At 73.8% G+C, this 26,799-nt stretch carries 27 protein-coding genes; 15 read left to right on the forward strand and 12 right to left on the reverse strand.

Annotation, left to right across the window (positions count from 1 at the left end):
* Positions 1 to 199: 199 nt before the first annotated feature.
* From IF27_RS29330 to IF27_RS29340, 3 genes are all read right to left on the reverse strand, one after another.
* Positions 200 to 1,282 (reverse strand): alkene reductase, encoded by a 1,083-nt coding sequence (locus tag IF27_RS29330; RefSeq protein WP_052852917.1) that lies wholly within the window; start codon positions 1,280 to 1,282, stop codon positions 200 to 202.
* Positions 1,283 to 1,396: 114 nt separating this feature from the next.
* Complete coding sequence (locus IF27_RS29335) at positions 1,397 to 1,825, reverse strand: MarR family winged helix-turn-helix transcriptional regulator (RefSeq protein ID WP_052852918.1); 429 nt, start codon at positions 1,823 to 1,825, stop codon at positions 1,397 to 1,399.
* 76 nt (positions 1,826 to 1,901) lie between these two features.
* Positions 1,902 to 3,236: a family 4 glycosyl hydrolase gene (locus IF27_RS29340; RefSeq protein WP_052852919.1), complete on the reverse strand. Its 1,335-nt coding sequence runs from the start codon at positions 3,234 to 3,236 to the stop codon at positions 1,902 to 1,904.
* Between the two features lie 113 nt (positions 3,237 to 3,349).
* Between IF27_RS29340 and IF27_RS29345 the strand changes: the two genes are divergently transcribed.
* From IF27_RS29345 to era, 7 genes are all read left to right on the forward strand, one after another.
* Positions 3,350 to 4,459, forward strand: a complete 1,110-nt coding sequence (locus IF27_RS29345; RefSeq protein ID WP_052852938.1) for a carbohydrate kinase family protein — start codon at positions 3,350 to 3,352, stop codon at positions 4,457 to 4,459.
* Positions 4,460 to 4,658: 199 nt separating this feature from the next.
* The gene (locus IF27_RS29350) at positions 4,659 to 5,696 is read left to right on the forward strand and encodes a PhoH family protein (RefSeq protein ID WP_052852920.1); all 1,038 of its coding nucleotides are present in this window, start codon (positions 4,659 to 4,661) and stop codon (positions 5,694 to 5,696) included.
* Positions 5,697 to 5,708: 12 nt separating this feature from the next.
* The gene (ybeY, locus tag IF27_RS29355; RefSeq protein WP_052852921.1) at positions 5,709 to 6,206 is read left to right on the forward strand and encodes an rRNA maturation RNase YbeY; all 498 of its coding nucleotides are present in this window, start codon (positions 5,709 to 5,711) and stop codon (positions 6,204 to 6,206) included.
* A complete protein-coding gene (locus IF27_RS29360) occupies positions 6,203 to 7,534 on the forward strand; it encodes a hemolysin family protein (protein WP_052852922.1) in 1,332 nt (443 codons plus the stop codon). The genes ybeY and IF27_RS29360 overlap by 4 nt, the downstream gene beginning before the upstream one ends.
* Before the next feature lie 97 nt (positions 7,535 to 7,631).
* Positions 7,632 to 8,345, forward strand: coding sequence for a hypothetical protein (locus IF27_RS29365; protein ID WP_190233147.1), 714 nt, complete (start codon positions 7,632 to 7,634; stop codon positions 8,343 to 8,345).
* 30 nt (positions 8,346 to 8,375) lie between these two features.
* Positions 8,376 to 8,738 carry a cytidine/deoxycytidylate deaminase family protein gene (locus IF27_RS29370; protein ID WP_052852924.1) on the forward strand — a complete coding sequence of 121 codons (363 nt, stop codon included), beginning with the start codon at positions 8,376 to 8,378 and terminating at the stop codon, positions 8,736 to 8,738.
* Positions 8,735 to 9,679 (forward strand): GTPase Era, encoded by a 945-nt coding sequence (era, locus tag IF27_RS29375; RefSeq protein ID WP_052852925.1) that lies wholly within the window; start codon positions 8,735 to 8,737, stop codon positions 9,677 to 9,679. Before IF27_RS29370 ends, era begins: the two co-directional genes overlap by 4 nt.
* A gap of 2 nt (positions 9,680 to 9,681) precedes the next feature.
* On the opposite strand, the gene IF27_RS29380 is transcribed toward era, so the two are convergent.
* Together IF27_RS29380 and IF27_RS29385 are read right to left on the reverse strand one after the other, a co-directional pair.
* The gene (locus tag IF27_RS29380; RefSeq protein ID WP_052852926.1) at positions 9,682 to 10,173 is read right to left on the reverse strand and encodes an SRPBCC family protein; all 492 of its coding nucleotides are present in this window, start codon (positions 10,171 to 10,173) and stop codon (positions 9,682 to 9,684) included.
* Positions 10,170 to 10,568, reverse strand: a complete 399-nt coding sequence (locus IF27_RS29385; RefSeq protein ID WP_052852939.1) for a metalloregulator ArsR/SmtB family transcription factor — start codon at positions 10,566 to 10,568, stop codon at positions 10,170 to 10,172. Before IF27_RS29385 ends, IF27_RS29380 begins: the two co-directional genes overlap by 4 nt.
* Before the next feature lie 305 nt (positions 10,569 to 10,873).
* Here IF27_RS29385 and IF27_RS29390 point away from each other — a divergent pair, with 305 nt between their 5' ends.
* The gene (locus tag IF27_RS29390) at positions 10,874 to 11,527 is read left to right on the forward strand and encodes an SDR family NAD(P)-dependent oxidoreductase (RefSeq protein ID WP_052852927.1); all 654 of its coding nucleotides are present in this window, start codon (positions 10,874 to 10,876) and stop codon (positions 11,525 to 11,527) included.
* Between the two features lie 6 nt (positions 11,528 to 11,533).
* Here the strand turns inward: IF27_RS29390 and IF27_RS29395 are convergent, their stop codons facing one another.
* Both IF27_RS29395 and leuA read right to left on the reverse strand, forming a co-directional pair.
* On the reverse strand, positions 11,534 to 12,184 hold the full coding sequence (locus IF27_RS29395) for a TerB family tellurite resistance protein (protein WP_052852928.1): 651 nt from the start codon (positions 12,182 to 12,184) through the stop codon (positions 11,534 to 11,536).
* A 131-nt stretch (positions 12,185 to 12,315) separates the two neighbouring features.
* A complete protein-coding gene (gene leuA / locus IF27_RS29400; RefSeq protein ID WP_052852929.1) occupies positions 12,316 to 14,058 on the reverse strand; it encodes a 2-isopropylmalate synthase in 1,743 nt (580 codons plus the stop codon).
* Positions 14,059 to 14,464: 406 nt separating this feature from the next.
* Here leuA and IF27_RS29405 point away from each other — a divergent pair, with 406 nt between their 5' ends.
* The 3 genes from IF27_RS29405 (at position 14,465) to IF27_RS29415 (ending at position 18,523) form a co-directional block, all read left to right on the forward strand.
* The gene (locus IF27_RS29405) at positions 14,465 to 16,579 is read left to right on the forward strand and encodes an MMPL family transporter (protein WP_110946365.1); all 2,115 of its coding nucleotides are present in this window, start codon (positions 14,465 to 14,467) and stop codon (positions 16,577 to 16,579) included.
* Between the two features lie 7 nt (positions 16,580 to 16,586).
* A complete protein-coding gene (locus IF27_RS29410) occupies positions 16,587 to 17,843 on the forward strand; it encodes a sensor histidine kinase (protein WP_052852930.1) in 1,257 nt (418 codons plus the stop codon).
* A 62-nt stretch (positions 17,844 to 17,905) separates the two neighbouring features.
* Positions 17,906 to 18,523, forward strand: coding sequence for a response regulator (locus IF27_RS29415; protein ID WP_052852941.1), 618 nt, complete (start codon positions 17,906 to 17,908; stop codon positions 18,521 to 18,523).
* A gap of 15 nt (positions 18,524 to 18,538) precedes the next feature.
* Here the strand turns inward: IF27_RS29415 and IF27_RS29420 are convergent, their stop codons facing one another.
* Positions 18,539 to 19,039 (reverse strand): MarR family transcriptional regulator, encoded by a 501-nt coding sequence (locus tag IF27_RS29420; protein ID WP_052852931.1) that lies wholly within the window; start codon positions 19,037 to 19,039, stop codon positions 18,539 to 18,541.
* 103 nt (positions 19,040 to 19,142) lie between these two features.
* On the opposite strand from IF27_RS29420, the gene IF27_RS29425 reads away from it, so the two are divergent.
* Complete coding sequence (locus IF27_RS29425) at positions 19,143 to 19,499, forward strand: DoxX family protein (RefSeq protein ID WP_052852932.1); 357 nt, start codon at positions 19,143 to 19,145, stop codon at positions 19,497 to 19,499.
* 18 nt (positions 19,500 to 19,517) lie between these two features.
* Here the strand turns inward: IF27_RS29425 and IF27_RS29430 are convergent, their stop codons facing one another.
* Positions 19,518 to 20,960: an MFS transporter gene (locus IF27_RS29430; protein WP_110946366.1), complete on the reverse strand. Its 1,443-nt coding sequence runs from the start codon at positions 20,958 to 20,960 to the stop codon at positions 19,518 to 19,520.
* A 100-nt stretch (positions 20,961 to 21,060) separates the two neighbouring features.
* Between IF27_RS29430 and IF27_RS29435 the strand changes: the two genes are divergently transcribed.
* The gene (locus tag IF27_RS29435) at positions 21,061 to 21,804 is read left to right on the forward strand and encodes a TetR/AcrR family transcriptional regulator (protein ID WP_052852933.1); all 744 of its coding nucleotides are present in this window, start codon (positions 21,061 to 21,063) and stop codon (positions 21,802 to 21,804) included.
* Here IF27_RS29435 and IF27_RS29440 read toward each other — a convergent pair.
* On the reverse strand, positions 21,761 to 23,026 hold the full coding sequence (locus tag IF27_RS29440; protein WP_223291262.1) for a PP2C family protein-serine/threonine phosphatase: 1,266 nt from the start codon (positions 23,024 to 23,026) through the stop codon (positions 21,761 to 21,763). The two genes, IF27_RS29435 and IF27_RS29440, sit on opposite strands and share 44 nt — an antisense overlap.
* A 107-nt stretch (positions 23,027 to 23,133) precedes the next feature.
* On the opposite strand from IF27_RS29440, the gene recO reads away from it, so the two are divergent.
* Together recO and IF27_RS29450 are read left to right on the forward strand one after the other, a co-directional pair.
* Positions 23,134 to 23,883, forward strand: a complete 750-nt coding sequence (gene recO / locus IF27_RS29445) for a DNA repair protein RecO (protein ID WP_052852934.1) — start codon at positions 23,134 to 23,136, stop codon at positions 23,881 to 23,883.
* A 48-nt stretch (positions 23,884 to 23,931) separates the two neighbouring features.
* Positions 23,932 to 24,768, forward strand: coding sequence for an isoprenyl transferase (locus IF27_RS29450; protein ID WP_052852935.1), 837 nt, complete (start codon positions 23,932 to 23,934; stop codon positions 24,766 to 24,768).
* Positions 24,769 to 24,799: 31 nt separating this feature from the next.
* On the opposite strand, the gene IF27_RS29455 is transcribed toward IF27_RS29450, so the two are convergent.
* Together IF27_RS29455 and IF27_RS29460 are read right to left on the reverse strand one after the other, a co-directional pair.
* Positions 24,800 to 25,573 (reverse strand): SDR family NAD(P)-dependent oxidoreductase, encoded by a 774-nt coding sequence (locus tag IF27_RS29455; RefSeq protein WP_052852936.1) that lies wholly within the window; start codon positions 25,571 to 25,573, stop codon positions 24,800 to 24,802.
* 84 nt (positions 25,574 to 25,657) lie between these two features.
* Positions 25,658 to 26,452 carry an ABC transporter ATP-binding protein gene (locus IF27_RS29460; RefSeq protein WP_052852937.1) on the reverse strand — a complete coding sequence of 265 codons (795 nt, stop codon included), beginning with the start codon at positions 26,450 to 26,452 and terminating at the stop codon, positions 25,658 to 25,660.
* Positions 26,453 to 26,799 lie beyond the last annotated feature (347 nt).

Below are 26,799 nucleotides of genomic sequence, written 5' to 3' on the forward strand. Positions count from 1 at the left end.
CACGCCCAGACCGCCACCACCTCACGCACCGCCGTCTGTTGACCCACATCCCGCAACCGCACCGGCCCGACCGCCAGTTGACCGCCCCCACCCCACACAACAACCCCCGACACGGAACGTCACACCGACCACCCCGACCCGACCACCCACCCCACGCACCGCAGTTGACCCCCACGCTTCGCAGCCACGGACTACCGGATCACCCCGCCGTCACGGGCACGGCCTCCCCCAGCCGGGGATAGTCGAGGTACCCCTCAGCGCCGCCCCCGTAGAAACCGCTTTCACGCGGCGCGTTCAGCGCCGCCCCCGCCGCGATACGCCCCGGCAGGTCGGGGTTGGCCAGGAAGGCCCTCCCGAAGGCGTACACGTCCGCGAGGCCCCCTCGTACGGCCTCCTCGGCACGTTCCGGGGTCACGGGCTGCTGGTCGTCGTAGGTCGCGACGAGCGTGCCCTGCCAGCGCGGGCGCAGATCCGCGAGGGCCGCGTACGTCCCTGACTGCACGACGTGCAGGTACGCGAGCCCCAGCCCGCCCAGCGCCTCCAGCAGCCGGTGGTAGCGCGGGGCGGGGTCGGACTCGACGATGCCCAGCAGCCGGTTGCCCGGCGAGACGCGCACCGCCGTGCGCCCGGCCCCGATCTCCGCCGCGACCGCCTCGGTCACCTCCACGGCGAACCGCACGCGGTCGGCGTACGCGTCGGTGCGCAGGTTGGCGCTGTCGGAGAGGAACTGCGAGACGAGGTACCCGTACGAGGCGCTGATCTCCACCCCGTCGAAGCCCGCCTCGACGGCGAGACGGGCCGCCCTGGCGTGCGACGTGACGGCCTCGGAGATGTCGGACGCGGACATCGCGCGGGGCACGACGTAGTCCCGCTCCCCACCGGCCGTGTAGATCCGCTCCCCGGTGATCGCCACGGCGGACGGGGCGACCGGCAGCTCCCCGTCGAGGAGGTCGGGGTGGCTGACGCGGCCCACGTGCCACAGCTGCGCGAAGATGCGGCCCCCCGCCGCGTGCACCGCCCGCGTCACGTGACGCCACCCGGCGGCGTGCTCCGCGCCGGTCAGGCCGGGGACGCCGGGGCCGCCCTTGCCGAGGCGGTGCGGCCAGATCCCTTCGCTGACGATGAGCCCGGCCGCGGCGCGCTGCGCGTAGTAGTCACCCATGAGCGGGACGGGGACGCCGGTGGCGTCGTCGGCGCGGGAGCGGGTCATGGGGGCCATGGCCACGCGGTTCGGGAGGTGCAGGGCGGGGCCGCGGTAGGGCTGGAGAAGAGGGGAGTCCATGGCGTTGCCTTTCGGATGCGGGAGATGCGTGTACCTGCATTGTGTGTACCTGCAAGCTGTGCAGGTACATGCAAGTCTTCGGGGGTTCCCGGGCGGGGCCCGGGGCGGGGGTGGTCAGGTCGGTGCGCGCAGGTGCTTGGTGAGGGCGGCCAGCTCCGGATCGGTGGAGGAGGCGGCCTCGTCCAGGGCTCCGGTGAGCGTGGCCTCGTACACGGGGAGCGCCCGCGCCTGGCGCTCGCGCCCGGCCTCGGTGATCCCGAGGTAGACGCCGCGCCGGTCGCCCTCGCAGTGGCAGCGCTCGGCGAGCCCGGCACGCTCCAGCCGCCCGGCCAGCCGGGAGACCGAGCTCTGGTCCAGGCCCACGAGGTACGCGACCTCCTGCATGCGCAGCTCGCCCTCGGCGGAGACGGCGAGGTGGCACAGCGTCCTGAACTCGGACAGGCCGAGGGAGCAGTCGCGGTGCAGGACCTCGGCGAGGCGCTGCTCGACGCGGCCGTGCAGCGTCACCAGGCGCGTCCAGCGTTCGCTGTCGGCGTGGGTCATCCCGCACCTCCCCGTCCCGTGGCCAGGCGGCCGATCATACATGTACGTGCATTGCTTGTGCGTGCAAGGAAGTCGCTCATGCGGCCGGGAAGCCCCCGGCGCGGTCGAGAATACGGGCCGCCGCCGCGACCGAGTCCACCAGCGGGTGCAGCGCCAGCGCCCGCAGCGCGGCGGCGCGCGAGCCGGTCGCCGCCGCCTGGACGGTCGCCCGCTCCACCGCCTTGACCTGGAGCATCAGCCCGGTCTCCGCCAGACCCGGCGTGAGCGTGGGCACGGGGTGGGCGCCCTGCGCGTCCACCTCGCAGACCGTCTCGACGATGACGTGGCCCGGCAGCGCGGGGACCGTGCCGCCGTTGCGCACGTTCAGGATCAGCCGCGTGCGGCGGTCCTCGGCGATCGCGCGCATCAGCGCGAGGGCCACCCGCTCGTACCCGCCGCCCTCCAGGTCCTCCGCGTCACGCGGCCGGTCGTCGCCGCCCGCCGCGCGGGCCTCGGCGCCGTACGTCTCCTCGCGCTCGCGGCGCGTCCCCTCCCACCGCTCCAGCGCGCGGGCCGGATCACGGGCGGTTCCCGCGAAGAACGCGCCCTGCTGCGCGTGCAGGAACTCGCCGCGCGTCCGCTCGGCCGCCTCCGCCGCCGCCCGCGTCTCCCGGGCGAAGTAGTAGTACTGCAAGTACTCGTTCGGCAGCGAGCCCAGCGCCCGCAGCCAGTCCGCGCCGAACAGCCTGCCCTCCTCGAACGACGCCAGCGCCGCGTCGTCCGCCAGCAGCCCGGGCAGCAGCTCCCGGCCCCCGTGCGTGAGGCTCAGCAGCCAGCCCAGATGGTTCAGGCCCACGTAGCTGTAGCCCACCTCCGCCGGATCCACCCCCGCCGCACGGGCCGCGCGGCGCACCAGGCCGACCGGCGAGTCGCAGATGCCGATGACGCGATGCCCCAGCCGCGTCGTCATCGCCTCGGTCACCATGCCCGCCGGATTGGTGAAGTTGATCACCCACGCTTCGGGCGCCACCGCGAGGACACGGTCGGCGAGCCGCAGGGCCGCCGGGATCGTCCGCAGCCCGTACAGCACGCCGCCCGCGCCGACCGTCTCCTGCCCGAGGACGCCCTCGGCGAGCGGCCCCCGCTCGTCCGCGACACGCCCCGCCGTGCCCCCGGCGCGCAGCGCGCTGAACACGAAGTCGGCCCCACGCAGGGCGTCGTCCAGGTTCTGCGCGACCCGGACGGCCGGCGCGTCCGGCACGTCCTTCGCCTGCTGCGCCAGGACGGCCGCGACGACGCCGACGCGCAGCGGATCGGTGTCGAACAGCGTCACCTCGGCGCACCGCGCGGCGCCCGTGGCCCGCTGTGTCAGTAGCGCCCGGTATACCAGGGGTACGCGGAAGCCTCCGCCGCCGATGATCGTGAGCCTCATGGGCCGGAACGTACCGTAGGAGAGATGGTGACCATGACCGGGAGCGCACCGTGACCGACCGGAACGCGGGCCCGTCCGCCGCCGCCCCGGAGGACGGCGCCGGGCTCGACCACATGCACGACGCGCGGTCCTGCGCCGGATTCGACCCGCTGGCGGCCGTGCGCGGCCCCGGAGGGCCGGACTGCGACGTCTTCCTGACCGGCACGGTCTTCCTCGACATCGTCTTCACCGGCCTGGGCACCGCGCCCCAGCGCGGCAGCGAGACATGGGCCAGCGGCATGGGGTCGAGCCCCGGCGGCGTGGCGAACATGGCGGCGGCCCTCGCCCGGCTCGGCCTGCGCACCTCGCTCGCCGCCGCGTTCGGCGACGACAAGTACGGCGAGTACTGCTGGGAGACCCTGGAACGCGGCGAGGGCATCGACCTGTCGCGCTCCCGCATGGTCCCCGGCTGGCACTCGCCCGTCACCGTCTCCATGGCCTACGAGGGCGAACGCACCATGGTCACGCACGGGCACGACGCGCCCCCCGGCTGGGACACCCCGCCGTACGGCCCCGGCTCCGCGCCGCCCGCCCGCTCCTGTGTGGCGTCGCTGCGGCCCGGCCAGCCGCAGGAGTGGATCGGGCGGGCGGCGCGCGGGGGCGCCCTCGTCTTCGCCGACGTCGGCTGGGACGACACCGGCGCCTGGGACCTCGCTGAGCTGCCCGACCTGGCGCACTGCTCCGCGTTCCTCCCCAACGCCACCGAGGCCATGCGCTACACCCGCACCGACTGCCCGCGCGCGGCGGCGCGCGCGCTCACCGAGGTCGTGCCGCTGGCCGTCGTCACCATGGGTGCCGAGGGCGTCTACGCGGCGGACGGGCGCACCGGCGAGACGGCCGAGGTGCCCGGCATCGTCGTGGACGCCCTCGACACGACGGGCGCGGGCGACGTCTTCACCGCCGGGTTCGTCGCCGGGACGCTGGCCGGATGGCCGCTCGCGGACCGGCTCGCGCTCGCCGGGCTGACGGCGGCGCTGTCCGTCCAGGAGTTCGGCGGCTCCCTCTCCGCCCCCGGCTGGGGCGAGGTCGCCGCCTGGTGGAGCTACGTACGGTCGTCCGCCTCCGGCCCCGAGGTCTACGACCGGGAGCTGCGGCGCTACGGCTTCCTCGCCGGTCTGCTCCCGGGACCCGCCCCCGGCTGGCCACGGCGCAGGGCCGTACCGACGCTGGGCTTCCGGGGGTGAGGCCCGCCGCGCGCGCCCGCGCCCGGCCCGTCAAGGGCGCGGCGAACAGGGCTGATCGCGCTCCGTATTTCCTATGGCGGCCCCGGTCCTGCGTCGTACCCTGGAGGCCCCCCGGCGTTCCGCGGGGGGCGGCCCGAGACGGCCGGTGCGGACACGATCAGTACGGAGAGGGATGAGCAGGCCGGTACCGCGGCCACCCATGACGCAGACACCCACACACCAGCCAGCGGCGGGCGCCGCTGAGGCGACCGCCCTGTTCACCGTCCCGGCCAAACACCCCATGGTCACGGTGCTGGGCTCGGGAGACGCGCTGCTGCGCGTCATCGAGGGAGCCTTCCCCGCAACGGACATCCACGTCCGGGGCAACGAGATCAGGGCCACCGGTGACCAGGCGGAGGTCCAGCTGGTCCAGCGTCTGTTCGACGAGATGATGCTCGTCCTGCGGACCGGGCAGCCGCTCACCGAGGACGCCGTCGAACGCTCCATCGCGATGCTGCGCGGCACCGAGGGCACCAGCCCGGCGCAGGTCCTCACCCAGAACATCCTGTCCAACCGGGGCAAGACCATCCGCCCCAAGACGCTCAACCAGAAGCGTTACGTCGATGCCATCGACACGCACACCATCGTCTTCGGCATCGGCCCGGCGGGCACGGGCAAGACCTACCTCGCCATGGCGAAGGCCGTGCAGGCCCTCCAGTCCAAGCGCGTCAACCGGATCATCCTCACCCGCCCCGCCGTCGAGGCGGGCGAGCGGCTCGGCTTCCTGCCCGGCACGCTCTACGAGAAGATCGACCCGTACCTGCGCCCCCTGTACGACGCCCTGCACGACATGCTCGACCCCGACTCCATCCCGCGCCTGCTGAGCGCGGGGACCATCGAGGTCGCGCCCCTGGCGTACATGCGCGGCCGGACGCTCAACGACGCGTTCATCATCCTGGACGAGGCGCAGAACACGAGCCCCGAGCAGATGAAGATGTTCCTCACGCGCCTCGGCTTCGAGTCCCAGATCGTCATCACGGGCGACGTCACCCAGGTCGATCTGCCCGGCGGCAGCAAGAGCGGGCTGCGCCAGGTGCAGGACATCCTGGAGGGCGTGGACGACGTGCACTTCTCGCGTCTCACCAGCCAGGACGTCGTCCGGCACAAGCTGGTCGGCCGCATCGTGGACGCCTACGACCGTTTCGACCGGGCCCAGGAGTCCGGCACGAAAGACCGCACCGACAAGGCCGGAAAGTAGCCGCCCACCACCATGGCGATCGAGGTCAACAACGAGTCCGGCCTGGACATCGACGAACAGGCACTGCTCGACATCGCGCGCTACACCCTGGCCAGGATGCGCATCCACCCGCTGTCCGAGCTGTCCGTCATCGCGGTGGACGCCGAGGCGATGGAACAGCTCCACATCCAGTGGATGGAGCTGCCGGGACCCACCGACGTGATGTCCTTCCCGATGGACGAGCTGCGTCCCCCGGCGAAGGACGACGAGGAACCCGCGCAAGGGCTCCTCGGTGACGTCGTCCTGTGCCCCGAGGTGGCCGCGGCCCAGGGCGCCGAGGCGCCCACCCGCCACTCGATGGACACCGAGCTGCAACTCCTCACCGTCCACGGCGTCCTCCACCTCCTCGGGTACGACCACGAGGAGCCGGGCGAGAAGGCCGAGATGTTCGGCCTCCAGAAGGCCATCGTGGACGGCTGGCGTGACGAGCACGGCCTGCCGGGACCGTCCCCCGCGCCCACCACCACATGACCGCCGCCCTGCTCCTGTCCGTCGTCGGCCTGCTGGTGCTGGCCTGGCTCTCCTCCTGCGCGGAGGCGGCGATCGCCATGATCACCGCCTTCCGCGCCGACGAGGCCGAACGGGCGGGGCGCCGCGGCGCGCCCCGGCTGGCCGTCATCGCCGCCGACTCCACCCGCTACCTGAACCTGGCGCTGCTGCTGCGCGTCTGCGGCGAGATGGGGGCGGCCGTCCTCGTGGCGCACGCCTGCCTCCAGGAGTTCGCCGAGGTCTGGGAGGCGCTGCTGGTGGCGTTCGCCGTCATGGTGCTGCTGTCGTTCGTCGCGGTCGGGGTCTCGCCCCGCACCATCGGGCGGCAGCACCCGCAGACGACGGCGACCGCCGCCTCGTACGTGCTGGTGCCGCTGGCCCGCGTCCTCGGGCCGCTCACCCAGTTCCTCATCATCCTGGGCAACGCGCTCACGCCGGGGAAGGGCTTCCGGCGCGGGCCGTTCGCCTCCGAGGCCGAACTGCGCGCCCTGGTGGACCTGGCCGAGCGCGAGTCCCTGATCGAGGACGACGAACGCCGCATGGTGCACTCCGTCTTCGAACTCGGCGACACCCTGGTCCGCGAGGTCATGGTGCCGCGCACCGACCTCGTCACCATGAACCGCCACAAGACGCTCCGCCAGGGCCTCACCCTCGCGCTGCGCTCCGGCTTCTCCCGCATCCCGGTCACCGGCGAGAGCGACGACGACATCATCGGCATCGTCTACCTCAAGGACCTCGCCCGGCGCGTCCATGTCAGCCGCGAGGCCGAGACGCGCCTCGTGGAGACCGTGGTGCGGCCCGCCACCTTCGTGCCCGACACGAAGAACGCCGGTGACCTGCTGCGCGAGATGCAGCGCGACCACAGCCACGTCGCCGTCGTCATCGACGAGTACGGCGGCACGGCCGGGCTCGTCACCATCGAGGACATCCTGGAGGAGATCGTCGGCGAGATCACCGACGAGTACGACACCGAGCTGCCGCCGGTCGAGGAGCTGCCGGACGGCGTGCGCCGCGTCACCGCCCGGCTCGACCTCGGCGCCCTCGGCGAGCTGTACGGGCTGCTGCTGGACGACGAGGACATCGAGACCGTCGGCGGCCTGCTGGCCAAGTCGCTCGGCCGCGTCCCGATCCCCGGCGCCGTCGCGACGGTGGACATCAGCCCCGAGCAGGCCGCGCCGCACCACCAGGGGCCGCTGCCCTCGGCGCTGCGCCTGACGGCGGAGTCCACGGCGGGGCGGCGCAATCGCATCGACCGCGTCCTCGTCGAGCCCCTGGCACCCGACCCCGCGGAGTCCCTGCCCGAGTCCTGACCCGGCCCCGGCACGCCCGCCGACCCCGCCGCGCGCGGTCACCCGAATGGCTGGCCGCGCGTGGCCGTTCGGTCGTTCGGGTGGCGCCATGGGAGGCATGTACACGCATCTGAGGGCGGCTGCCGTCACCGGTGTCGCCCTGCTGGGACTGACACTGCTGCCCGCCGAGCACTCCGTGGGCACCGACACGCTGCCGGAGCGACGGCTGCGCACGGCGCTGCTGGACACCATGGACTTCCCCGAGGGCTGGGCCGGGGACAGCGCCCGCTCCGCGCGGGAACGCGGCTTCGGCGTGCCACAGCCGCAGGAACGGTCCTGCCGCGCGCTGTTCGACAGCGCCGAGGACACCGCGGAACGGGCGGGCTTCGCCAAGACGGAGAGCGGCCCGTTCGTCACCACCGTGCTGGCCTCGCACGGCAGCCAGGACGCCGCACGCGCCGCCCTCGCCACGTTCGAACGGACGGCCGCCGAGTGCCGCACGTTCCACACCCGCGAGGGCCCGGGGCGCGGCACCGTCACCGTCGCGTACGAGGCCGCCGACCTCGACCTCAAGGGGCTCGGCGACGAGAGCGCCGCCCTGCGCTTCGAGCGGCGCGCCGAGGGCGCGGGCGGCGGGACGCCCGTCGTCGCCGACGTGGTCATCGCCCGGGTCGGCGCGCAGGTGGTGCGCGTGGCCCAGGCGGGGCGCGACGACCGGGGCACGGACGGGCTGGAACCCATAGCCGACCGGGCCGTCGAGAAGCTGGAGCAGGTCACCGAGGGCGAGGACCCGGCGCCGCCGCCCGACCAGCCGGGCACCACGCGGCTGTGACCGCGCCCGGCAGGGCATAGGCTCGTCCGTATGAGTGAAGCCCCCGAGGCCGCCGCCCTCGACCCCGAGGACCGCAAGATCATCACGCTGGCGCGCAGCGCCCGCGCCCGCAACCAGGTCCCCGAGGGCGCCGCCGTCCGCGACGACACGGGCCGCACCTACGTCGCCGCCACCGTCGCCCTCGACTCGCTGCGGCTGAGCGCGCTGCGCACCGCCGTCGCCATGGCGGTCGCGAGCGGCGCCGGGTCGCTGGAGGCCGCCGCCGTCGTCAGCGGCGCGGACGGGCTCCCCGCCGACGACCTCGCGGCCGTCTCCGACCTGGGCGGCCCCGGCACCCCGGTGCTCCTGGCTGGCCCCGACGGCACGCTTCGTGCGACGATCCCGGCCTCATGAGCAGCTCCAGCACCCCCGCCGGCCCGCCGCCCCACCGCTCCGGCTTCGCCTGTTTCGTCGGCCGCCCGAACGCGGGCAAGTCCACGCTGACCAACGCCCTCGTCGGCATCAAGGTCGCCATCACCTCCAACCGCCCGCAGACCACGCGCCACTCGGTGCGCGGCATCGTGCACCGCCCCGACGCGCAGCTCGTGCTGGTGGACACCCCGGGCCTGCACCGCCCGCGCACCCTCCTCGGCCAGCGCCTGAACGACGTCGTGCGCGCCACCTGGGCCGAGGTGGACGTGATCGGCTTCTGCCTGCCAGCGAACGAGAAGGTCGGCCCGGGCGACCGGTTCATCGCCAAGGAACTGGCCGCGATCAAGCGCACCCCGAAGATCGCGCTGGTCACCAAGACCGACCTGGTGCAGGGCGACGCGCTCGCCGAGCAGCTGATCGCCGTGGACCAGCTCGGCAAGGAGGCCGGGTTCGAGTTCGCCGAGATCGTGCCGGTCTCGGCCGTCGGGGGCCACCAGGTCGAGCTGGTCGCCGACCTGCTGACGCCGCTGCTGCCCGAGGGCCCGCCGCTCTACCCGGAGGGCGACCTCACGGACGAGCCGGAGCAGATCATGATCGCCGAGCTGATCCGCGAGGCGGCGCTGGAGGGCGTGCGGGACGAGCTGCCGCACTCCATCGCCGTGGTCGTCGAGGAGATGCTGCCGCGCGAGGACCGCCCCGCCGACCGGCCGCTCCTGGACATCCACGCCTTCCTCTACATCGAGCGGACCAGCCAGAAGGGCATCGTCATCGGCCCCAAGGGGCAGCGGCTGCGCGACGTCGGCACGAAGGCGCGCCGCCAGATCGAGGCGCTGCTCGGCACGCCCGTCTTCCTCGACCTGCACGTGAAGGTCGCCAAGGACTGGCAGCGGGACCCGAAGCAGCTGCGCAAGCTCGGCTTCTGACGTCAGGCCAGCGCGTCGAAGTACGCCTTCTGCGCGGGGTAGTAGGCGTCGAAGTCGGGCCTGGGCCCACCGGTGCGCGCCGCGGTGAGCATGTCCAGGTAGTACTCCCAGCCCGGCCCGGTCTCGGCGAGGTGCTCGGTGGACGCGAGGTGCTGGACGAGGCGGAGTTCCGTGCTGCCGCCGGTCCCGGCGAGCAGCAGCTCCATGGACCAGTGACCGGCCTCGTCGTCCATCGAGACGGCGAGCCGGTGCGGTGGTTCGCAGACCTCGATCAGCACCGGGCACCAGGGCGCCGACTCCTCGAACGCCATCTGCACCTCGACGGTGCGGCCCTGCCCCGCCCGGCCGCGCCACGCGCCGAACCAGCGGGCGGTGCGCTCCGGCTCCGTGACGCTCGCCCAGACGTCGTCGGCGCCGGCGGGGTACGTGCGGGTGAGGACCAGGTCGTACCCCGTGGGCGTCGGGACGAGCCGGGCTGAGGGCTCAGGTGTCATGCCGTGTTCTCCTCGGAGTGGTGGGTCGTCGTCGTGCGCGGGGTGCTCGTGGGCTCCGCCCGGCTCCGGTCACGCCGGGTGCGGTGGACCTCGGTCTCCAGTGCCGCCAGCCGCCGCGTCCAGGCGGACCGCTCGGCGTCGAACTGCGCGAGCCACCCGGCGAGACGGCCCAGCCGGGAAGGGACGAGCGAGTAGTGCCGGTGGCGTCCTGCCTGCTCGTCCGTGACCAGGCCGCTCTCCCGCAGCACGCGCAGATGGCGGCTCACCGCCGGGCGGCTGATGGTGAACGCCGCGGCGATCTCGCCCGCCGTCAGCGGGGTGTCGCGCAGCATGACCAGGATCTCCCGGCGCACCGGATCGGCGATCGCGTCAGCCACCTCGGTCAGTTCGTCCACCCGGAAAGCGTAACCCATGGGTTACACGTCTGATCGCCCCTGCCCCGGCCTCGCGCACAGGTCAACTCCCGTCGCCATGCGTGACGTTCGGGTCCGCCGACATGTCGGCCATGTGAACGGGCGTGACAATGCGAGCCCCGCGCGGGCTGTCCTGGCGCCACGGTCGGGGCGGGTTCCCCCGAGGACGTACGCTGCAGTACGGGCGTGCGCGTGACCGGTGGGGCGGGGGAGAGGACCCGGCCGCCGCGCGACGTCACCCTCGTCCGGCCCTCCCGGGCCACCAGGAACATCTCACGGAGGCACCCATGTCCACAGCGGTCGTCATCGGCGTCGGGCCCGGCATCGGCACGGCGGTGGCCCGCCGCTTCGCGCGGGAGGGCTTCTCGCTCGGGCTCGTCGCCCGGCGCGCGGAGACGGTCTCTGACGCCGCCGCGGCCGTCGCCGACACCGGCGTCCCCGTCGTGACGGCGACGGCCGACGTCGCCGACGAGGACGCCCTCCACGCCGCCCTCGACACGCTGACCGGCGCCCTGGGCACCCCCGACGTGGTCGTATACAACGCCGCGCTCGTCCGCCCCGACGCCGTCGGCGAGCTGTCGCTGCGCGAGCACCGCGACGCCTGGGCCGTCAACGTGGGCGGCGCCCTCGTCGCCGCCGCCCGCCTCGCGCCCGGCATGACGCAGCGCGGCGGCGGCTCGTTCCTCATCACCTCCGGCATGCCCCAGGTGAAGCCGGAGTATGTCAGCCTGTCACTCGGCAAGGCGGGCGTACGGGCCCTGGTGGCGCTGCTCGACGCGACGTACGGCCCCTCGGGCGTGCACGCGGCGGCCGTCACCGTGGACGGCCCGGTGGCGCCAGGCACCGCGTTCGACCCGGACGTCATAGCCGCCCATTACTGGGACCTCCACACCCAGGCCCGCGCCGAGTGGACGCACGACGTGCTCCACACCGGCGCCTGAGCGCGGTCAGTTGGAGGCGGCAGCCGCCGCCTCGGCGAGGAGATGGTCCGTCTCCGCCTCCGACAGGCCGAGGGCGTCCCCGATGGTGACGAGCGCCGCGCGCTCCGCCGCCCGGTAGGGCCCGTCGGCCAGCGCGATGCGGGCGCCCTGGAAGACCAGCGTCTCCCGGCCAGGACCCTCCAGGTGCGGCGCGAGCGCGCCGAGCGTCGCGTGGACCTCGTGGCTCATCAGCGGCGACCGGTGGCAGGCGAGCGCCGCCTGGAGGGTCAGCAGCCGCTCCTCCGTGCACTCGGGGAAGCCCGCCGCGCGCACCGTCTCCACGGCGCTGCGCCGCGCCGCCGGCTCGTCGCCGCCCGCCGACAGCATCAGCAGGGCGACGGAGTGCACCGCGTCGCGCAGCAGCCCGGCGAGCCGCGTCGTGGTGGGCCGGTCGAGGACGGACACCGGATGGTGCGCGCGGCACGAGGCGCACTCCACGACGGGCTCCACCGCGCCGCGCGGCAGCAGCGGCACGCCGAGCAGCGTGAACCGCCGCCTGCCGGTCATCCGCTGGTAGCAGCGGTCACCGCCGCAGCCCGCGCAGTAGAAATCACCGTCGTCGATCACGCGCCAGGCCGTGCGGACTCCTGCCACCCTCGCCCCGCTGGAGTGCACCACGCCGTACCTCCGTTACCGTCCGGCAACATCGCCGTGGGCGTGATGTTAACCACACCACGGGCCCGGCGTCAGTAGTGCGTCAGCACAAACCGGCCACCGGGCCCGGGGAACGGCGCGACAGCGCCGGGTCGTCAGTGCCGCGTCGCCCGGTTGACGGCCGACACGACCGCCTTCAGCGAGGCGCGCACGATGTTCGCGTCGATCCCGACGCCCCACAGCACCCGGTCACCCACCGCGCACTCGATGTAGGCGGCGGCCTTCGAGCCCGCGCCCTCGCTCATGGTGTGCTCGACGTAGTCCAGCAGCCGTACGTCCGCGCCGTCCCCGCCGATCACGCCCGCCGACGCCAGCGCGTCGAAGAACGCGGCGAGCGGCCCGTTGCCCGTCCCCGTCAGCACGGTGTCCGCGCCGTCCACCACGGCCTCGACGGTGAGCGCGTCCTGCCCCTCGCTGCTGGTGGACGTCTGCGCGTCCCGCAGCGCGACCCGGCCCCAGCGCGCGCCGCCCTCGCCCGCGGGCAGGTACTCGTCGGCGAACACGTCCCAGATCTGCGCCGGGGTGACCTCGCCGCCCTCGGCGTCCGTCTTCCCCTGGATGATCTTCGAGAACTCGACCTGCATGCGGCGCGGCAGGTCCAGCTTGTGGTCGTTCTTCAGGACGTACGCCACCCCGCCCTTGCCCGACTGCGAGTTGACGCGGATCACGGCCTCGTAGGAGCGGCCGACGTCCTTCGGGTCGATCGGCAGGTACGGCACCTCCCAGGGCTCGTCGGGCCGCTGCGCGTCGAAGCCCTTCTTGATGGCGTCCTGGTGCGAGCCGGAGAAGGAGGTGTAGACGAGGTCGCCCACGTACGGGTGGCGCGGGTGGACCTCCATCTGGTTGCAGTACTCCCAGGTCCTGCGGATCTCGTCGATCCGCGAGAAGTCGATCTGCGGGTCGATGCCCTGCGAGAACAGGTTCATGCCCAGCGTCACCAGGTCCACGTTGCCCGTGCGCTCGCCCTGGCCGAACAGACAGCCCTCCACGCGGTCCGCGCCCGCCATGACGGCCAGCTCGGCGGCGGCGACGGCGGTGCCGCGGTCGTTGTGCGGGTGTGTGGACAGGCAGACGAACTCCCGGCGCGACAGGTTCCGCGACATCCATTCGAAGCGGTCCGCGTGCGTGGACGGCGTGGACCGCTCGACGGTCGCGGGGAGGTTCAGGATGATCTCGCGGCCCTCGGCGGGCTGCCAGACGTCCATGACGCCCTCGCAGACCTCCAGCGCGAAGTCCAGCTCGGTGTCCGTGAAGATCTCCGGGCTGTACTGGTAGCCGAACACGGTGCGCTCGTCCAGCAGCTTCTCCGCGTACTCCATGACCAGCCGGGTGCCGTCCACGGCGATGGCCTTGATGTCGGCGCGCCCGCCACGGAACACGATCCGGCGGAACGCGGGCGCCGTCGCGTTGTACAGGTGCACCGTCGCGTGGTGCGCGCCGACCAGGGACTCCACGGTCCGCTCGATCAGGTCCTCGCGGGCCTGCGTCAGCACGGAGATCGTGACGTCGTCCGGGATCGCGTCCTCCTCGATGATCGAGCGGACGAAGTCGAAGTCCGTCCTGCCCGAGGAGGGGAAGCCGACCTCGATCTCCTTGTAGCCCAGGCGCACCAGCAGGTCGAACATGGCGCGCTTGCGTACCGGCGACATCGGGTCGATCAGGGCCTGGTTGCCGTCCCGCAGGTCGGTGGACAGCCAGCGGGGCGCACGGGTGACGCGGCGCCCGGGCCAGGCGCGGTCGGGGAGCTCCACGGCCTCGTACGGCCGGTACTTGTGGATCGGCATCCCGGACGGCTGCTGGCGGACGGTGGCCGCGGTCAGCGGCGTGTGCTTGCTCATGAGGGGCGACGGTCTCCTTGCGAGGGGTGGCTCGGACGGGACGGCCGACGGCAGCGCCGCACTCCGCGGGGAGGGGGTCGGCCTACGACTACAGACCCTCGCCGCGGCGGCTAAGGAGGAGCATCCCGAAACGCATCGCCTCACCACACTAACCCCGGCGTGCCCGCGCCCCGGCCCCGTATCAGCATCCGAGACGTACGCCACACGCGTGCGCCGCGGCCCGCGCCGGGCGTACTCCCGGGGGAGTAACGGCGCCCGGAGGCCGCCCCCGGGGGTACGGCCCACTTCGGTCCGGCGGGCGACGCGACGGGCCCGGGCCGCCGGAAGGCTGGTGGACACCGGGGCGACACCCCCGGCGGCCGGTCCCGCGGACCGGTCCTGCACACCTCGAGACGGAGGCCAGCCCATGGGGGCCGTGACCCTCGACACCCCGCCCGCCCCGCCCGCCGAGCCGCCACCCGGGCGGCCCGGCGCCCGGCGCCTGCTGCCCTGGGCCGTCATCGCCCTGTGGGTCGGCGTCCTGGCGCTCGCCCTGCCGTTCGCCGGGAAACTCGGCGACGTCACGCGCGACGAGAGCGTGGACTACCTGCCGGAGAGCGCCGACTCGACACAGGTCGTCCGCCTCCAGGAACTGCTGCCAGGCGGCGAGAGCACCGACCTGATCCTCGTCTGGTCCCGCGACGACGGCCTCACCGGCGACGACCTGCGGGCCGCCGACGAACGGGCCGCCGCCATCGCCGCCGCCCACGACACCGGCGCCGCCGCACCGCAGGCCGTCCCGTCCGACGACGGCACGACCGTGATGTACCCGCTGTCCCTCCAGAGCCTCGACAACTCGGAGGCACGCGCCACGGCGGTCGAGGACGTACGCGAGCGGGTCGGCGACGGCCTGCCCAACGGCCTCACCGCCGAGGTCGGCGGCCCCGGCGCGCTCCAGCAGGACAACGAGGCCGTCTTCGAGTCGGCCGACTCCTCGCTGATGATGGGGACGGCCCTCATCGTCGCGCTGCTGCTGATCATCACCTACCGCAGCCCCGTCCTGTGGCTGCTGCCCCTCCTGTCGGTCGGCGTGGCCGCCGTGGGCTCCATGGCGATGCTCTACGGGCTCGCGCAGCTCTTCGACATCACCGTCACGTCCATGAGCAGCTCGGTCATGACCGTGCTGGTCTTCGGCGCGGGCACCGACTACGCGCTGCTCCTGACCGCCCGCTACCGCGAGGAACTGCGCCGCCTCCACGAGCCGTCCGACGCCATGCTGCGCGCCCTGCGCGGCTGCGGCCCCGCGCTGCTCGCCTCCTCAGGCACCGTCGCGGCCGGGCTGCTGTGCCTGCTGGCCGCCGGGCTGAACAGCAGTCAGGGCCTCGGCCCGGTCGGCGCGGTGGCCGTCATGTCGTCCCTCGCCGTCATGACGACCCTGCTGCCCGCGCTCCTCGTGCTCTGCGGGCGCCGCGTGTTCTGGCCGCTGGTCCCCGCGTACGGCAGCCCCGACCCGACCGCGGGGGAGCGGCGCACGCTCTTCGCCCGCATGGGCAGCTCGGTCAGCCGCCGCCCCGTCGCCATCCTCACCGGCGGCGTCGTCCTCATGGGCGCCCTGGCCCTCGGCACGCTCAACCTGCCCGGCACGCCGCGCAGCGAGGACACCTTCATCGATCCCCCCGAGTCCATCAGCGCCATGACGCGGCTGGCCGACGCGTACCCCGGGCACGGCACGCAGCCGCTGGCCGTCATGACCAGGACGGACCACGCCGACGAGGTCGGCGCACTGGCCGGGGCGACCGACGGCGTGGACCGCGTCGAGGAGGGCAGGTCGGCCGAGGGCTGGACGGAGATCTCCGTCTGGGCCACCGCGCCGCCCGAGTCCCAGGGCGAGAAGGACACCATCGCCGCGCTGCGCGCCGAACTCCACGACGTCGAGGGCGCCGAGGCCGTCGTCGGCGGCTCCACCGCCCAGCAGCTCGACCTCGCGGAGACCAGCGCGGACGACCAACTCGTCGTGCTCCCGCTCGTCATGGGCGTCGTCCTGCTGATCCTCGTCGCGCTGCTGCGCAGCGTCCTCGCGCCGGTGCTGCTGCTCGCGGCCGTCGCCGCGTCCTGGGGCGCGGCGCTCGGCCTCGGCTCGCTGGTGTTCGAACCGGTCTTCGGCTACGAAGGGATGGACCCGGCCGTCCCGCTCAGCACCTTCGTCTTCTGCGTCGCGCTCGGCGTGGACTACGGCATCTTCCTCATGCACCGCATGCGGGAGGAGGCGCTCGGCGGGCTGGCGACCCGTCAGGCCGCGCTGACCGCGCTGCGCACGACGGGCGGGGTCATCGCCTCGGCCGGCGTGGTGCTCGCCGCGACCTTCGGGGTGCTGATGACCATGCCGATGGTGATGATGTTCCAACTCGGCTTCGTGGTCGCGGTCGGCGTGCTGCTGGACACGTTCCTGGTGCGGACGTACATCATCACCGCGGCGACCTGGCTGCTCGGGCGCCGCGTGTGGTGGCCCGGCCCGCTCTCCCGCCGGGCGGATGCACGATGATGGCGCCATGCCGCCGCCCGCACTGATACGTCCCTTCTTCCCGGAGGAGCCGGGCACCGTCCCGTCCCTCCGGGAAGACGTGCTGGTCGCCCTCGGCACGGGCACCGCCTGCGCGCTGACGACGCTGCTGCGGGACCCGCACGGCCAGGGGCTCGACGTCACCGGGTGGCTGCTGCTGGCCGGGCTGGTGCTGCCGCTGATCTGGCGGCGGCGCGCCCCGTTCCCCGTGCTGCTGCTGCACCTCGCGGTGGCCTCCGTCTTCCACGGGCAGGACTACGACCACGTCGCGCCGTTCGCCGCCACGGCGGTGGCGGTGTACTCGGTCTCGGTCGCCGGGCCGCGCTGGCGGACCGTCACCATGGCCCACGCCCTCGTCCTCATCGCGCTGTCGATCATCCTGTGGCGCGACTACGAGGTGGGGATGAGCATCTTCCGCGTCTCCGGATGGATCCTCGTCTTCATGGTCCTGGGCGAGGTGATGCGGCTGCACGGCCAGTACCTGATCGCCGTGAACGAGCGCGCCGAACGCGCCGAGCGCACGCGGGAGGAGGAGGCCGCGCGCCGCGTCGCCGAGGAGCGGCTGCGCATCGCGCGCGACCTGCACGACCTCCTCGCCCACAGCATCACGGTCATCGGCGTGCGCACCTCGGTCGCGTCCCATCTCCTCACCACCGACCCGGACCGCCTCGACCGGTACCTGCTGGCCGAGGCGCTCGACGGCATCTCGGAGACCTGCCGCGAGGCCCGCGCCGACCTGCGCACCACGCTGCGGGTCCTGCGCGGCGACGACCCCGGCGGCGAGGGCACCGAGGGCAGCGCCCCGCCGCCGGGACTTGCGGGCATACCCGAGCTGACGCGGACCGCCGAGGAGGCGGGGGCGCGGGTGACGCTCACGGTCGGCGGGCCCGAGGTGGTGCCGCCCGTCGTCGGCGCGGCGGCGTACCGGATCGTCCAGGAGTCGCTGACGAACGCGGTGCGGCACGCCGGGCCCGGCGTCGGCGTCACGGTCTCGGTGGTCGGCACGGACTCCGGGCTGCGGATCGCGGTCATGGACGACGGCGGGGCGGGCGGCGGGGCGGGCGCCGGGCGCGGGGAGCCCACGCAGCCGCCGGGTTTCGGCATCACGGGGATGCGGGAGCGTGCCCGCAGCATCGGCGGCACCCTGAGCGCCGTGCCCCGTCAGCCGGGCCGTGGCTTCGCGGTCACGGCGGAACTGCCCGTCGCGGTGGGCGGCGGCGAAGAGGCGACGGAGGCTTCCGCGTGACCCGGTCCGACATCCGCGTCCTGCTGGCCGACGACCAGACCCTGGTGCGCTCGGCCTTCGCGATGCTCGTCGAATCCGCGCCCGGCATGTCCGTCGTCGGCCAGGCGGGCACCGGCCGTGAGGCGGTGGCGCAGGCCCGGGCCTGCCGCGCCGACCTCGTGCTGATGGACATCCGGATGCCGGAGGGCGACGGCATCGAGGCGACCCGCGCCATCGCCGCGGACGAGGACCTGGCGGGCGTGCGGGTCCTCGTCCTCACCACCTACGACACGGACGAGCACGTCGTCGAGGCGCTGCGGGCCGGGGCGTCCGGCTTCCTCGTCAAGGACACGCGGCCCGCCGACCTGCTCGACGCGATCCGTACCGTCGCGGCGGGCGAGGCGCTGCTGTCGCCCGGGCCGACGGCGCGCCTGATCGCCCGCGCGCTGCGCGCGCCCACGGCCCCGGCCGCGCCCCAGGCGCCGCCGGGGCTCGACCGGCTCTCGGACCGGGAGCGGCAGGTCCTCGTCCTGGTGGCGCGCGGGCTGAACAACGGGGAGATCGCCGAGACGCTGTCCCTGTCGCCGCTGACGGCGAAGACGCACGTGAGCCGCATCATGGGCAAGCTCGGCGCCCGGGACCGGGCCCAACTCGTCATCTCCGCCTACGAGTCGGGCCTGGTGACGCCGGGCGGGCCCTGAGCGGGGGGCCCGGCGTCAGTCCGCCGTCAGCCCTTCGGCCGCCGTGGCGCCCTCGTCCGTCACGCGGCGCAGGAAGCCGGTGAGCAGCGTCAGCTCCTCCTCGGTGTAGTCCGCGCACACCGCGTCGAGCGCGGCGTTCATCCCGGCGTAGAGCCGGAACACCTCGGCCGTCCTGCCGGGGACGGCCCGTACGGTCACCGCGCGCCGGTCCGCCGCCTGCGGGTCGCGTTCGCGGACCACCCAGCCGTCGCGCTGGAGCCGGTCGAGGACGCCGGTCATGGTCGCGGGGTGCAGCCCGGCGCGGCGGGCGAGGGCGCTGGGGCTGAGCGGGCCCTGGAGCGCGAGCACTTCGAGGCAGTCGAGATCCACGTCCCGGAGCTTCAGGCGGCTGCCGACCCGGTGGCCGAGCAGCGCGAGCTGGCTCTGGAGCGCCCGCAGCGACCCCTTCACCGCCACCGTGGCCCGCCGGTGGCCCCGGTCGGGCACCCCCTCCACCGAAGGTCGTACGGAATCCATACGTTATGCTCCTCGTATTATCTCGATCGCGTGGTCGTGGCGCGCCCGCACCACCGTACGGCGCGCGCCCGCGCCACCACGCCCCGAGGAACGGAGCACCGCCATGTCCACCGCACACCTCGTCGTCACCCTGCTCGCCATCGCCGCCAACGCCTTCTCCGGCGTCGGCGCGATCCTCCGCCTCCCCGCGATACTCCCCGGCATGGCCCGCGTCGGCATCCCCGAGTCCTGGCTCGTCTTCCCCATCGGCACCCTGAAGCTCGCCGGCGCCGCCGGTCTCCTCCTCGGCCTCCTCGGCGTCCCCCACATCGGCCACGCCGCCGCCCTCGGGCTCGTCCTCTACTTCCTGGCCGCGCTCGGCTTCCACGTCCGCGCCCGCGACTTCTCCTCCCAGTTCGGCCTGGCCGTCGGCTTCGTCGTGCTCAACTCCGCCACCTTCGCCCTCACCCTCGCCTCCTGAGGGCAAGCCCGCGGTACGTCAGTCGCGCCCCGTCGCCGGGGCGCGGCGTATGACGAAGGCCAGCAGCACGGCCGCCACGCTCGCCGCACCCGCGACCGCCATCGCCGTCCGCAGCCCGCCCGCCACGTCCGCCCCCGCCGTCGCCACGGCGACAAGACCCGCGAGCCCCGCCGCCCCACCGATCTGCTGCGCCGTCGTCGCCAGCGCGGACGCGGCGCCCGCCTCGCCCGGCGCCACCCCGGACGTGACACCGACGAACATCGCGGGGAACGTCACACCGCCGCCCACCCCCCACACCAGCAGCCCCGGCAGCAGCGCCCAGAACGAGGCGCCCGCCACCATCGCGACCGCCAGCGCGCCGAGACCGACACCGTTCACGAGCAGGCCCACCACCAGCGTCGTCCGCGCGCCCCGGCGGGCCAGGAGCCGCCCGGCCAGCAGGAGCGACGCCCCCATCGAGACGACCGTCAGCGGCAGGAACGACAGCCCCGCCTCCAGCGCCGACCAGCCGAGCACGCCCTGCACGTACGTCGTGAACAGGTAGTACGCCCCGCCCAGCGCGCTCTGGAAGACGAGGATCACCAGCATCGACACGACGAGATCCCGGTTCCTCAGCAGCCGCACCGGCACCAGCGGCGCGCGCGTCCGGCTCTCCAACAAGGCGAAGACGCCCAGCAGCACGAGCCCCGCCGCGGTGCAGCCCAGCCCCCGTGCCGTGAACCAGCCGCTCTCCGGCGCGCTCACCAGCCCGAGCACCAGCAGGGAGGAACCCGCCGTCGCCAGCGCCGCGCCCGCCGCGTCGAAGCCGCCTCGCCCGGCGGGCCCCGGCCCGTCCGGCGTCAGCGCGAACGGCGCCGCCACCGCGGCCAGCAGCGCGAACGGCACCAGGACGAACAGCACCCACTCCCAGCCCCACGCCTGCGTCAGCACCCCGCCGAGCAGGGCGCCCGCGGCCAGGCCCGCGCTGCCGAACGCGCCCCAGACCGCCAAGGCGCGCGTGCGCTGCGGTCCCTCGGTGAAGCGTGTGTTGATCAGCGTCAGCGTCGCCGGGGCGAGCAGCGCGGCCCCGAGGCCCTGCGCGGCCCGCGCGGCGATCAGCGCGCCAGGACTCCCGGCGAGGCCGCCCGCCAGGCAGGCGAGGCCGAAGACAGCCAGCCCCGCCACGAGGACGCGCCTGGCCCCGAGCCGGTCCACCACCCGGCCGCCGAAGAGCAGCAGGCCGCCGAACGCGACGGCGTAGGCGCTCACGATCCACTGCGACGACCCGTCGGTGAAGCCGAGCGCGGCGCCGATGTCGGGCAGCGCGACGTACACGATGTTGTAGTCGAGCGCGACGACGAACTGGACGGTGGCCAGCAGCGCCAGCGTCACGCCGGGCCGCGGCGTCCGCCCGCCGTGGCCGCGCGCGGCGGCGGCCCGTTCCTTCCTGTCCTTCGTCTCCTGTGTGTCCTGCGTGTCCATGTCCACGGGCCGTACTCCGGTTCTCTACGGCAGCCATTTGCTGCACGGTGTGCAGTTCTAGCACATCGTAGAGAAGTCGGACAGCGTGTAAGGTGGGCGCATGGACGACAGCGGGACCGCCGAACGCCGCGGCGGCACACGCCGCGCCAGACTCCGCGCCGAGACCAGCGCCGAGATCAAGTCCGTCGCCCTGCGCCTCATGGCCGAGGGCGGCCCCGACGCCATCACGCTGCGGGCCATCGCCCGCGAGATGGGCATGACCGCCGGGGCCATCTACGGCTACTACGCCACCCGCGACGACCTCATCACCACCCTCATCCGCGATGTCTACGGCTCCCTCGCCGACACCGTCGAGGCCGCTCGCGACGCCGTCCCCGCCCAGGACACCGCCGCCCGCCTCCTCGCCTGGGCCGAGGCGTTCCGCGGCTGGGCCCTGGCCAACCCCGAAGGCTTCCGCCTCGTCTACGGCGACCCCGTCCCCGGCTACCAGGTCCCCGAAGGCGGCGCCGCCCCCGAAGCCGAACGCCGCGCCTGCGCCGGAATCATCGGCCTCGTCGCCGCCGCCTGGAACCACACCGAACCCCTCGAACCCCACGTCACCTGGGACCCGTCCGACTTCGACCCCCACCTCGCCGACGCCGCCGCCGACGGACTCCCCGACCTGCCCCCCGCCGCCCTCGCCCTCGGACTACGCCTCTGGGGCCGCATGCACGGCCTCGTCTCCCTGGAGGTCTACGGCCACCTCCGCACCCAGACCCGCGCCCCCGACAAGGTCTACCGCGCCGAGATGCTCGCCCTCGTCACGTCCCTCGGCCTCGACGCGCCGGACGCGGCCCCCCGGTGACCTCCGGCCCGTCAGGACCGTAGTCCGGCGGCGCCGGATCAGGAGTCGTCCGCCCCGGCGGGACGAACCCACCACCCGGCGCCAGCGTCACGGCCAGGATCGCCGTGTCGTCCGCCAGACGCCCCCGCGTGTGCCACATCACCGCGTCCTCCACCACACGCACCAGCGCCCCCGGCGCCGTGTCCCCCTCCGCCTCCAGATACCGCTCCAACCGCTCCGTCAACGGCAGGAACCTCCCCGAACCGTCCCGCGCCTCCGTCACCCCGTCCGTGAACAACAACAGCGTGTCCCGACGCGAGAACGGCACCCGCAACACCGGCGACCGTCCCCCCGCCACCAACGAGAGACCCAGCGGCGGCCCCGTCCCCTCCGGCAGCGCCCGCACCCCCGCAGGACCCACCACCAGCGCCGCCGGATGCCCGAAGTTCACCACGTCGATCCAGTCCTCGCCCGCCGGAGGAAAACCGATCAGCACCGCCGTCGCGAACCGCTCGAACGGCTGGCCCAGCTCCGAGCTGTACTGGTTGTGGCGCCGCATCCGGTTGTCCAACCGGTCCGCCACCAGATCCAGCTCCTCGTAGTACCCCGCCTCCCGGAACGTCCCCAGCAACGCCGCCGCCGCGTCCACCGCCGACGCCCCCTTCCCCTGGATGTCACCCAGCAGCACCCGCGTACCGTGCGGAGACGGCTGCACGTCGAAGAAATCCCCACCCACCTGCGCGTCCACATCCGCCGCCAGATACGCACTGGAAAGCAACAGATCACCCGTGTGCACCGGCAGAGGCCGCAGCACGGCCAACCGCGTCGCCTCCGCACCACTCTCCAGACTCAGCAACCTCGCATACGCCCGCTTCCGCAACCACGCCGCCAGCACCGCCAGCAACCCACCCGCCACCACCAGCAGGAAATCCGCCTGCCCCTGCTGGAACCGGTAGTCCGACGCACTGTCGAGCACCGCGTAGCTCACCGCCGACGCCGTCGCGAACACCGTCGTCATCACCACCCCGCACAACGCGGCGGCAATACCCGGCACCAGCACGATCCACGTCACCACACGCAGATGCCCCGACGAGTTCCAGTCGCCCACCACGATCGCCACCAGCAGCAGCGCGGGCAGGATCCACGACAGGTTCCACCGCCCGGCCTGCAACGGCCGGGCCATCCGGAACTCCCGCCTGCGACGGCGCCAGCGCGCCATCCGCAGCGACACCGTGCGGTCCACCCCTCCACCATCCGGCACCCCGACGGTCCCCGCCCGGCGGGGCCACGACCCGGTGGGCCGTCCAGGGCACACCACGGCCACCCGGCCCCGTACGCCAGAATGGCCGCATGACCCTGTTCCGCGACGACGGCATCGTGCTGCGCACCCAGAAGCTGGGCGAGGCGGACCGGATCATCACGATCCTCACCCGCGGCAACGGACGCGTGCGCGCCGTCGCGCGCGGCGTACGCCGCACCAAGTCGAAGTTCGGCGCGCGCCTGGAACCGTTCACGCACGTCGATGTGCAGTTCTTCGCGCGGGGCAGCACGCTGGTCGGCCGCAGCCTCCCCCTGTGCACCCAGGCCGAGACCATAGCCCCCTACGGCCGCGACATCGCCCCCGACTACCCCCGCTACACCGCCGGTACGGCCATGCTGGAGACGGCAGAACGCTTCACCGACCACGAAGGCGAACCCAACGTCCAGCAGTACCTGCTGCTCGTCGGCGGCCTGCGCACACTGGCCGCCGGGGCGCACGCCCCCGGGCTCGTCCTCGACGCGTTCCTCCTGCGCTCCCTGGCCGTCGGCGGCTACGCGCCCAGCTTCGACGACTGCGCCCGCTGCGGGCTCCCCGGGCCGAACCGGTTCTTCTCCGTCTCGGCGGGCGGCGCCGTCTGCGGCGACTGCCGCGTGCCCGGCAGCGTCGTCCCCTCGGGCGACGCGCTCCGCCTGCTCGGCGCGCTGCTCACCGGCGACTGGCCCACCGCCGACGCCGCCGAATCCCGCCACGTCCGCGAGGGCAGCGGCCTCGTCTCGGCCTACCTGCACTGGCATCTGGAACGCGGACTGCGCTCCCTGCGGTTCGTGGAGAAGGGCTGAGAGGACTACCCTCGGCGGCAGGATCGAACCGACAACTGGAGTTCCCCTATGGCCCCCCGCGGAATGCTGTCTACCCGTCTCCGGCAGCGTCGCGACCACCGCGCCCCGGATCCGCACCCGTCGGGAGCGCGGCCACCCAAGCTGCCCGGCGAACTCGTGCCGCGGCACGTCGCCATCGTGATGGACGGCAACGGCCGGTGGGCCAAGCAGCGCGGCCTGCCGCGCACCGAGGGGCACAAGGTCGGCGAGGGCGTCGTCCTCGACGTGGTCAAGGGCTGCATCGAGCTGGGCATCAAGAACCTGTCGGTCTACGCCTTCTCGACCGAGAACTGGAAGCGCTCACCGGACGAGGTCCGCTTCCTCATGGGCTTCAACCGCGACGTCATCGACCGGCGCACCGACGAACTCGACGCCATGGGCGTGCGCATCCGCTGGGCCGGGCGCGAGCCGCGGCTGTGGAAGTCGGTCGTGCGAAAGCTCCAGCACGCCGAGGAGCGCACCCGCGAGAACGACGTCATGACGCTGTACATGTGCATCAACTACGGGGGCCGCGCCGAGATCGCCGACGCGGCGGCCCGCCTCGCCGAGGACGTCAGGGCCGGACGGATATCGCCCGACAAGGTGAACGAGAAGACGCTGGCCCGCTACATGTACTTCCCCGACATGCCGGACGTCGATCTCTTCCTCCGGCCCTCGGGCGAGCAGCGCACCTCCAACTACCTCATCTGGCAGAGCGCCTACGCCGAGATGGTCTACCAGGACGTGCTGTGGCCCGACTTCGACCGGCGGAACCTCTGGGACGCGTGTGTCGAGTACGCCTCGCGTGACCGGCGGTTCGGCGGCGCGGTGCCCAACGAGATCCCGCCGCAGGCGCAGGGGCGTTGACCGGGGGGGCGTTGACGGGGAGCGGGGCCGTTCAGGCGGGGGGCCGGACGCCCGTCAGCCTCGCGCACAGCTCCAGCAACCGGTCCTGGAACGCCGGGTCCCGCACCGCGGGCAGCGGTGCGCGCTCGGCGCGGTGGTGGAGGTACCGGCCGGACGCGGTCGCCGCCGGATCGTCCGACACGGCGAGCCAGGTCTGCGTGCGGTAGCCCTCCTCCAGGTCGTCGGGCGCCCCCGGGCCGCCCATGCGGGTCGGGACCCAGCCCGGGTCCACCGCGTTCGACGGCACGTCAGGCCAGCGGCGGGCGAACGCGAAGGCGAGCGCCGTGTCGTACAGCTTCGAGTCCGCGTACGCCCGCGACCCGTTCCAGGGGCGGTCGGTCCACTGCGGGTCGGCCAGGCCGGGGTCCCCGCCGTGGTGCATGCCCGAGGAGAGGAAGACGAGCCGTCCCGGGCGGGTGAGCGAGACCGTCAGCAGGTAGGGGGCGAGGACGTTGACGGCGAGGACGGCCGGGAGCCCGTCCTCCGTGACGGCGCGGCGCGGCTCCCGGTCGCCGATGGCCGCGTTGTGGATCACGGCGTCGAACCTGCCCGTGGCGTCCGCCTGCGCGGCCAGGGCGCGGACGCCGGCGAGCGAGGACAGGTCCCCGGCCAGCGAGTCCGCGGCGCCGGGCGCCGCGGCGGCTGCCTCGCGGGCGCGCTCCTCGCTCCGTGCGTGCAGGGTGACCTCGTGGCCCTCGCCGATGAGATGGCGGGCCGCGAGCAGCCCGAGGCCGTCGGCCGAGCCGGTGATGAGTACGCGTGCCATGCGGCCACGATAGGGCCGTCGGCCCGGCGGGGCACCGGGAACCGGCGGCGCCCGGGGCCGCGTCGGGTCAGGGCCGCCGTCGGGTCAGGGACGGCCGGAGCGCGCGTACCAGCGGCCGTGCTGCCTGCTCACCTCGACGGGCCGCCCGAAACAGGCGGTCAGCCGCTCGCCCGTGAGCACCTCGTCGGCGGCGCCGTCGGCGATGACCCGGCCGTCGCGCAGCAGGACGGCATGGCTCGTCGTGGGCGGCAGCTCCTCCAGGTGATGGGTGACCATGATGGTCGTCAGCTCGGGACGGTTGGCCGCCAGCCGCGCGATCGCGTCCACCAGGTCCTCGCGGGACGGCAGGTCGAGCGCGTTGAACGGCTCGTCCAGCAGGAGCAGCGACGGGTCGGGCATGAGCGCGCGGGCGATCAGGACGCGAGCCCGCTGGCCGCCCGAGCAGACGGCCCAGGGGCGGTCGGCGAAGCCCTTGCAGTCCAGCTCCGCGAGCAGTTCGCGCGCCCGCTCGCGCGTCGCGTCGTCGTAGGCGCGCCACAGCGGTTGGACGGTCCCGCTCGCACCGGTGAGGACGACGGTGTGCGCCGTCTCCCGCTCGGGGACGCGCTGCGCCGGTGACACATGGCCCAGACGGGCGCGCAGTTCGCGCACGTCCACGCGGCCGAGCCGGTGCCCCAGGATCGTGGCGCTCCCGGTCGTCGGGTGCGAGACCGCGCCGACCAGCCGCAGCAGGGACGTCTTCCCCGCGCCGTTCGCGCCGAGCAGCGCCCAGTGCTCCCCGCCGCGCACCGTGAGGGACACCTCGTCGAGGATCACCTGCCCGGTCGTGTAGCGGCGGACGCCGACGTCGTCGAGCTGGACGACCACGGGGCGGTCCATGATCCCTCCCGTTCCCGATACATGGTTGTGTGCGCCTCGCATCAATCTACCCCAGGGGTCGGACTGCCGGACGGCGCGCGGCGGGGGACGTGAGGGGGCGGAGAGCCGGTCGGGGTGCCCGGGGCGGTCTTCTCTGATTGTTGCGAGCATGCCATTCTGAAGGACTCCTACTCGTGAGTATCTTCGAAGGGCGAACGCATGACCGCGCGCCTCGGCCGTGCCCTCCGCACCCGCCACTCCTTAGCGGGGGCCACCGCCGCCCTCGCCCTGAGCCTCCTCGGCCCGCTCGGTCCCGCCACCACCGCACCCGTCGCGCACGCCGCCGCCGCCCTCGCCCCGTCCACCCC

This window comes from Streptomyces avicenniae (assembly GCF_000719135.1).
GTDB lineage: Bacteria > Actinomycetota > Actinomycetes > Streptomycetales > Streptomycetaceae > Streptomyces > Streptomyces avicenniae.

Coding starts and splice junctions, on each gene's coding strand:
- IF27_RS29330 (WP_052852917.1), bottom strand. CDS start 1,282: ATGGACTCCCCTCTTCTCCAGCCCTACCGCGGCCCCGCCCTGCACCTC.
- IF27_RS29335 (WP_052852918.1), bottom strand. CDS start 1,825: ATGACCCACGCCGACAGCGAACGCTGGACGCGCCTGGTGACGCTGCAC.
- IF27_RS29340 (WP_052852919.1), bottom strand. CDS start 3,236: ATGAGGCTCACGATCATCGGCGGCGGAGGCTTCCGCGTACCCCTGGTA.
- IF27_RS29345 (WP_052852938.1), top strand. CDS start 3,350: ATGCACGACGCGCGGTCCTGCGCCGGATTCGACCCGCTGGCGGCCGTG.
- IF27_RS29350 (WP_052852920.1), top strand. CDS start 4,659: ATGACGCAGACACCCACACACCAGCCAGCGGCGGGCGCCGCTGAGGCG.
- ybeY (WP_052852921.1), top strand. CDS start 5,709: ATGGCGATCGAGGTCAACAACGAGTCCGGCCTGGACATCGACGAACAG.
- IF27_RS29360 (WP_052852922.1), top strand. CDS start 6,203: ATGACCGCCGCCCTGCTCCTGTCCGTCGTCGGCCTGCTGGTGCTGGCC.
- IF27_RS29365 (WP_190233147.1), top strand. CDS start 7,632: ATGTACACGCATCTGAGGGCGGCTGCCGTCACCGGTGTCGCCCTGCTG.
- IF27_RS29370 (WP_052852924.1), top strand. CDS start 8,376: ATGAGTGAAGCCCCCGAGGCCGCCGCCCTCGACCCCGAGGACCGCAAG.
- era (WP_052852925.1), top strand. CDS start 8,735: ATGAGCAGCTCCAGCACCCCCGCCGGCCCGCCGCCCCACCGCTCCGGC.
- IF27_RS29380 (WP_052852926.1), bottom strand. CDS start 10,173: ATGACACCTGAGCCCTCAGCCCGGCTCGTCCCGACGCCCACGGGGTAC.
- IF27_RS29390 (WP_052852927.1), top strand. CDS start 10,874: ATGTCCACAGCGGTCGTCATCGGCGTCGGGCCCGGCATCGGCACGGCG.
- leuA (WP_052852929.1), bottom strand. CDS start 14,058: ATGAGCAAGCACACGCCGCTGACCGCGGCCACCGTCCGCCAGCAGCCG.
- IF27_RS29405 (WP_110946365.1), top strand. CDS start 14,465: ATGGGGGCCGTGACCCTCGACACCCCGCCCGCCCCGCCCGCCGAGCCG.
- IF27_RS29410 (WP_052852930.1), top strand. CDS start 16,587: ATGCCGCCGCCCGCACTGATACGTCCCTTCTTCCCGGAGGAGCCGGGC.
- IF27_RS29415 (WP_052852941.1), top strand. CDS start 17,906: ATGCTCGTCGAATCCGCGCCCGGCATGTCCGTCGTCGGCCAGGCGGGC.
- IF27_RS29420 (WP_052852931.1), bottom strand. CDS start 19,039: ATGGATTCCGTACGACCTTCGGTGGAGGGGGTGCCCGACCGGGGCCAC.
- IF27_RS29425 (WP_052852932.1), top strand. CDS start 19,143: ATGTCCACCGCACACCTCGTCGTCACCCTGCTCGCCATCGCCGCCAAC.
- IF27_RS29430 (WP_110946366.1), bottom strand. CDS start 20,960: ATGGACACGCAGGACACACAGGAGACGAAGGACAGGAAGGAACGGGCC.
- IF27_RS29435 (WP_052852933.1), top strand. CDS start 21,061: ATGGACGACAGCGGGACCGCCGAACGCCGCGGCGGCACACGCCGCGCC.
- recO (WP_052852934.1), top strand. CDS start 23,134: ATGACCCTGTTCCGCGACGACGGCATCGTGCTGCGCACCCAGAAGCTG.
- IF27_RS29450 (WP_052852935.1), top strand. CDS start 23,932: ATGGCCCCCCGCGGAATGCTGTCTACCCGTCTCCGGCAGCGTCGCGAC.
- IF27_RS29455 (WP_052852936.1), bottom strand. CDS start 25,573: ATGGCACGCGTACTCATCACCGGCTCGGCCGACGGCCTCGGGCTGCTC.
- IF27_RS29460 (WP_052852937.1), bottom strand. CDS start 26,452: ATGGACCGCCCCGTGGTCGTCCAGCTCGACGACGTCGGCGTCCGCCGC.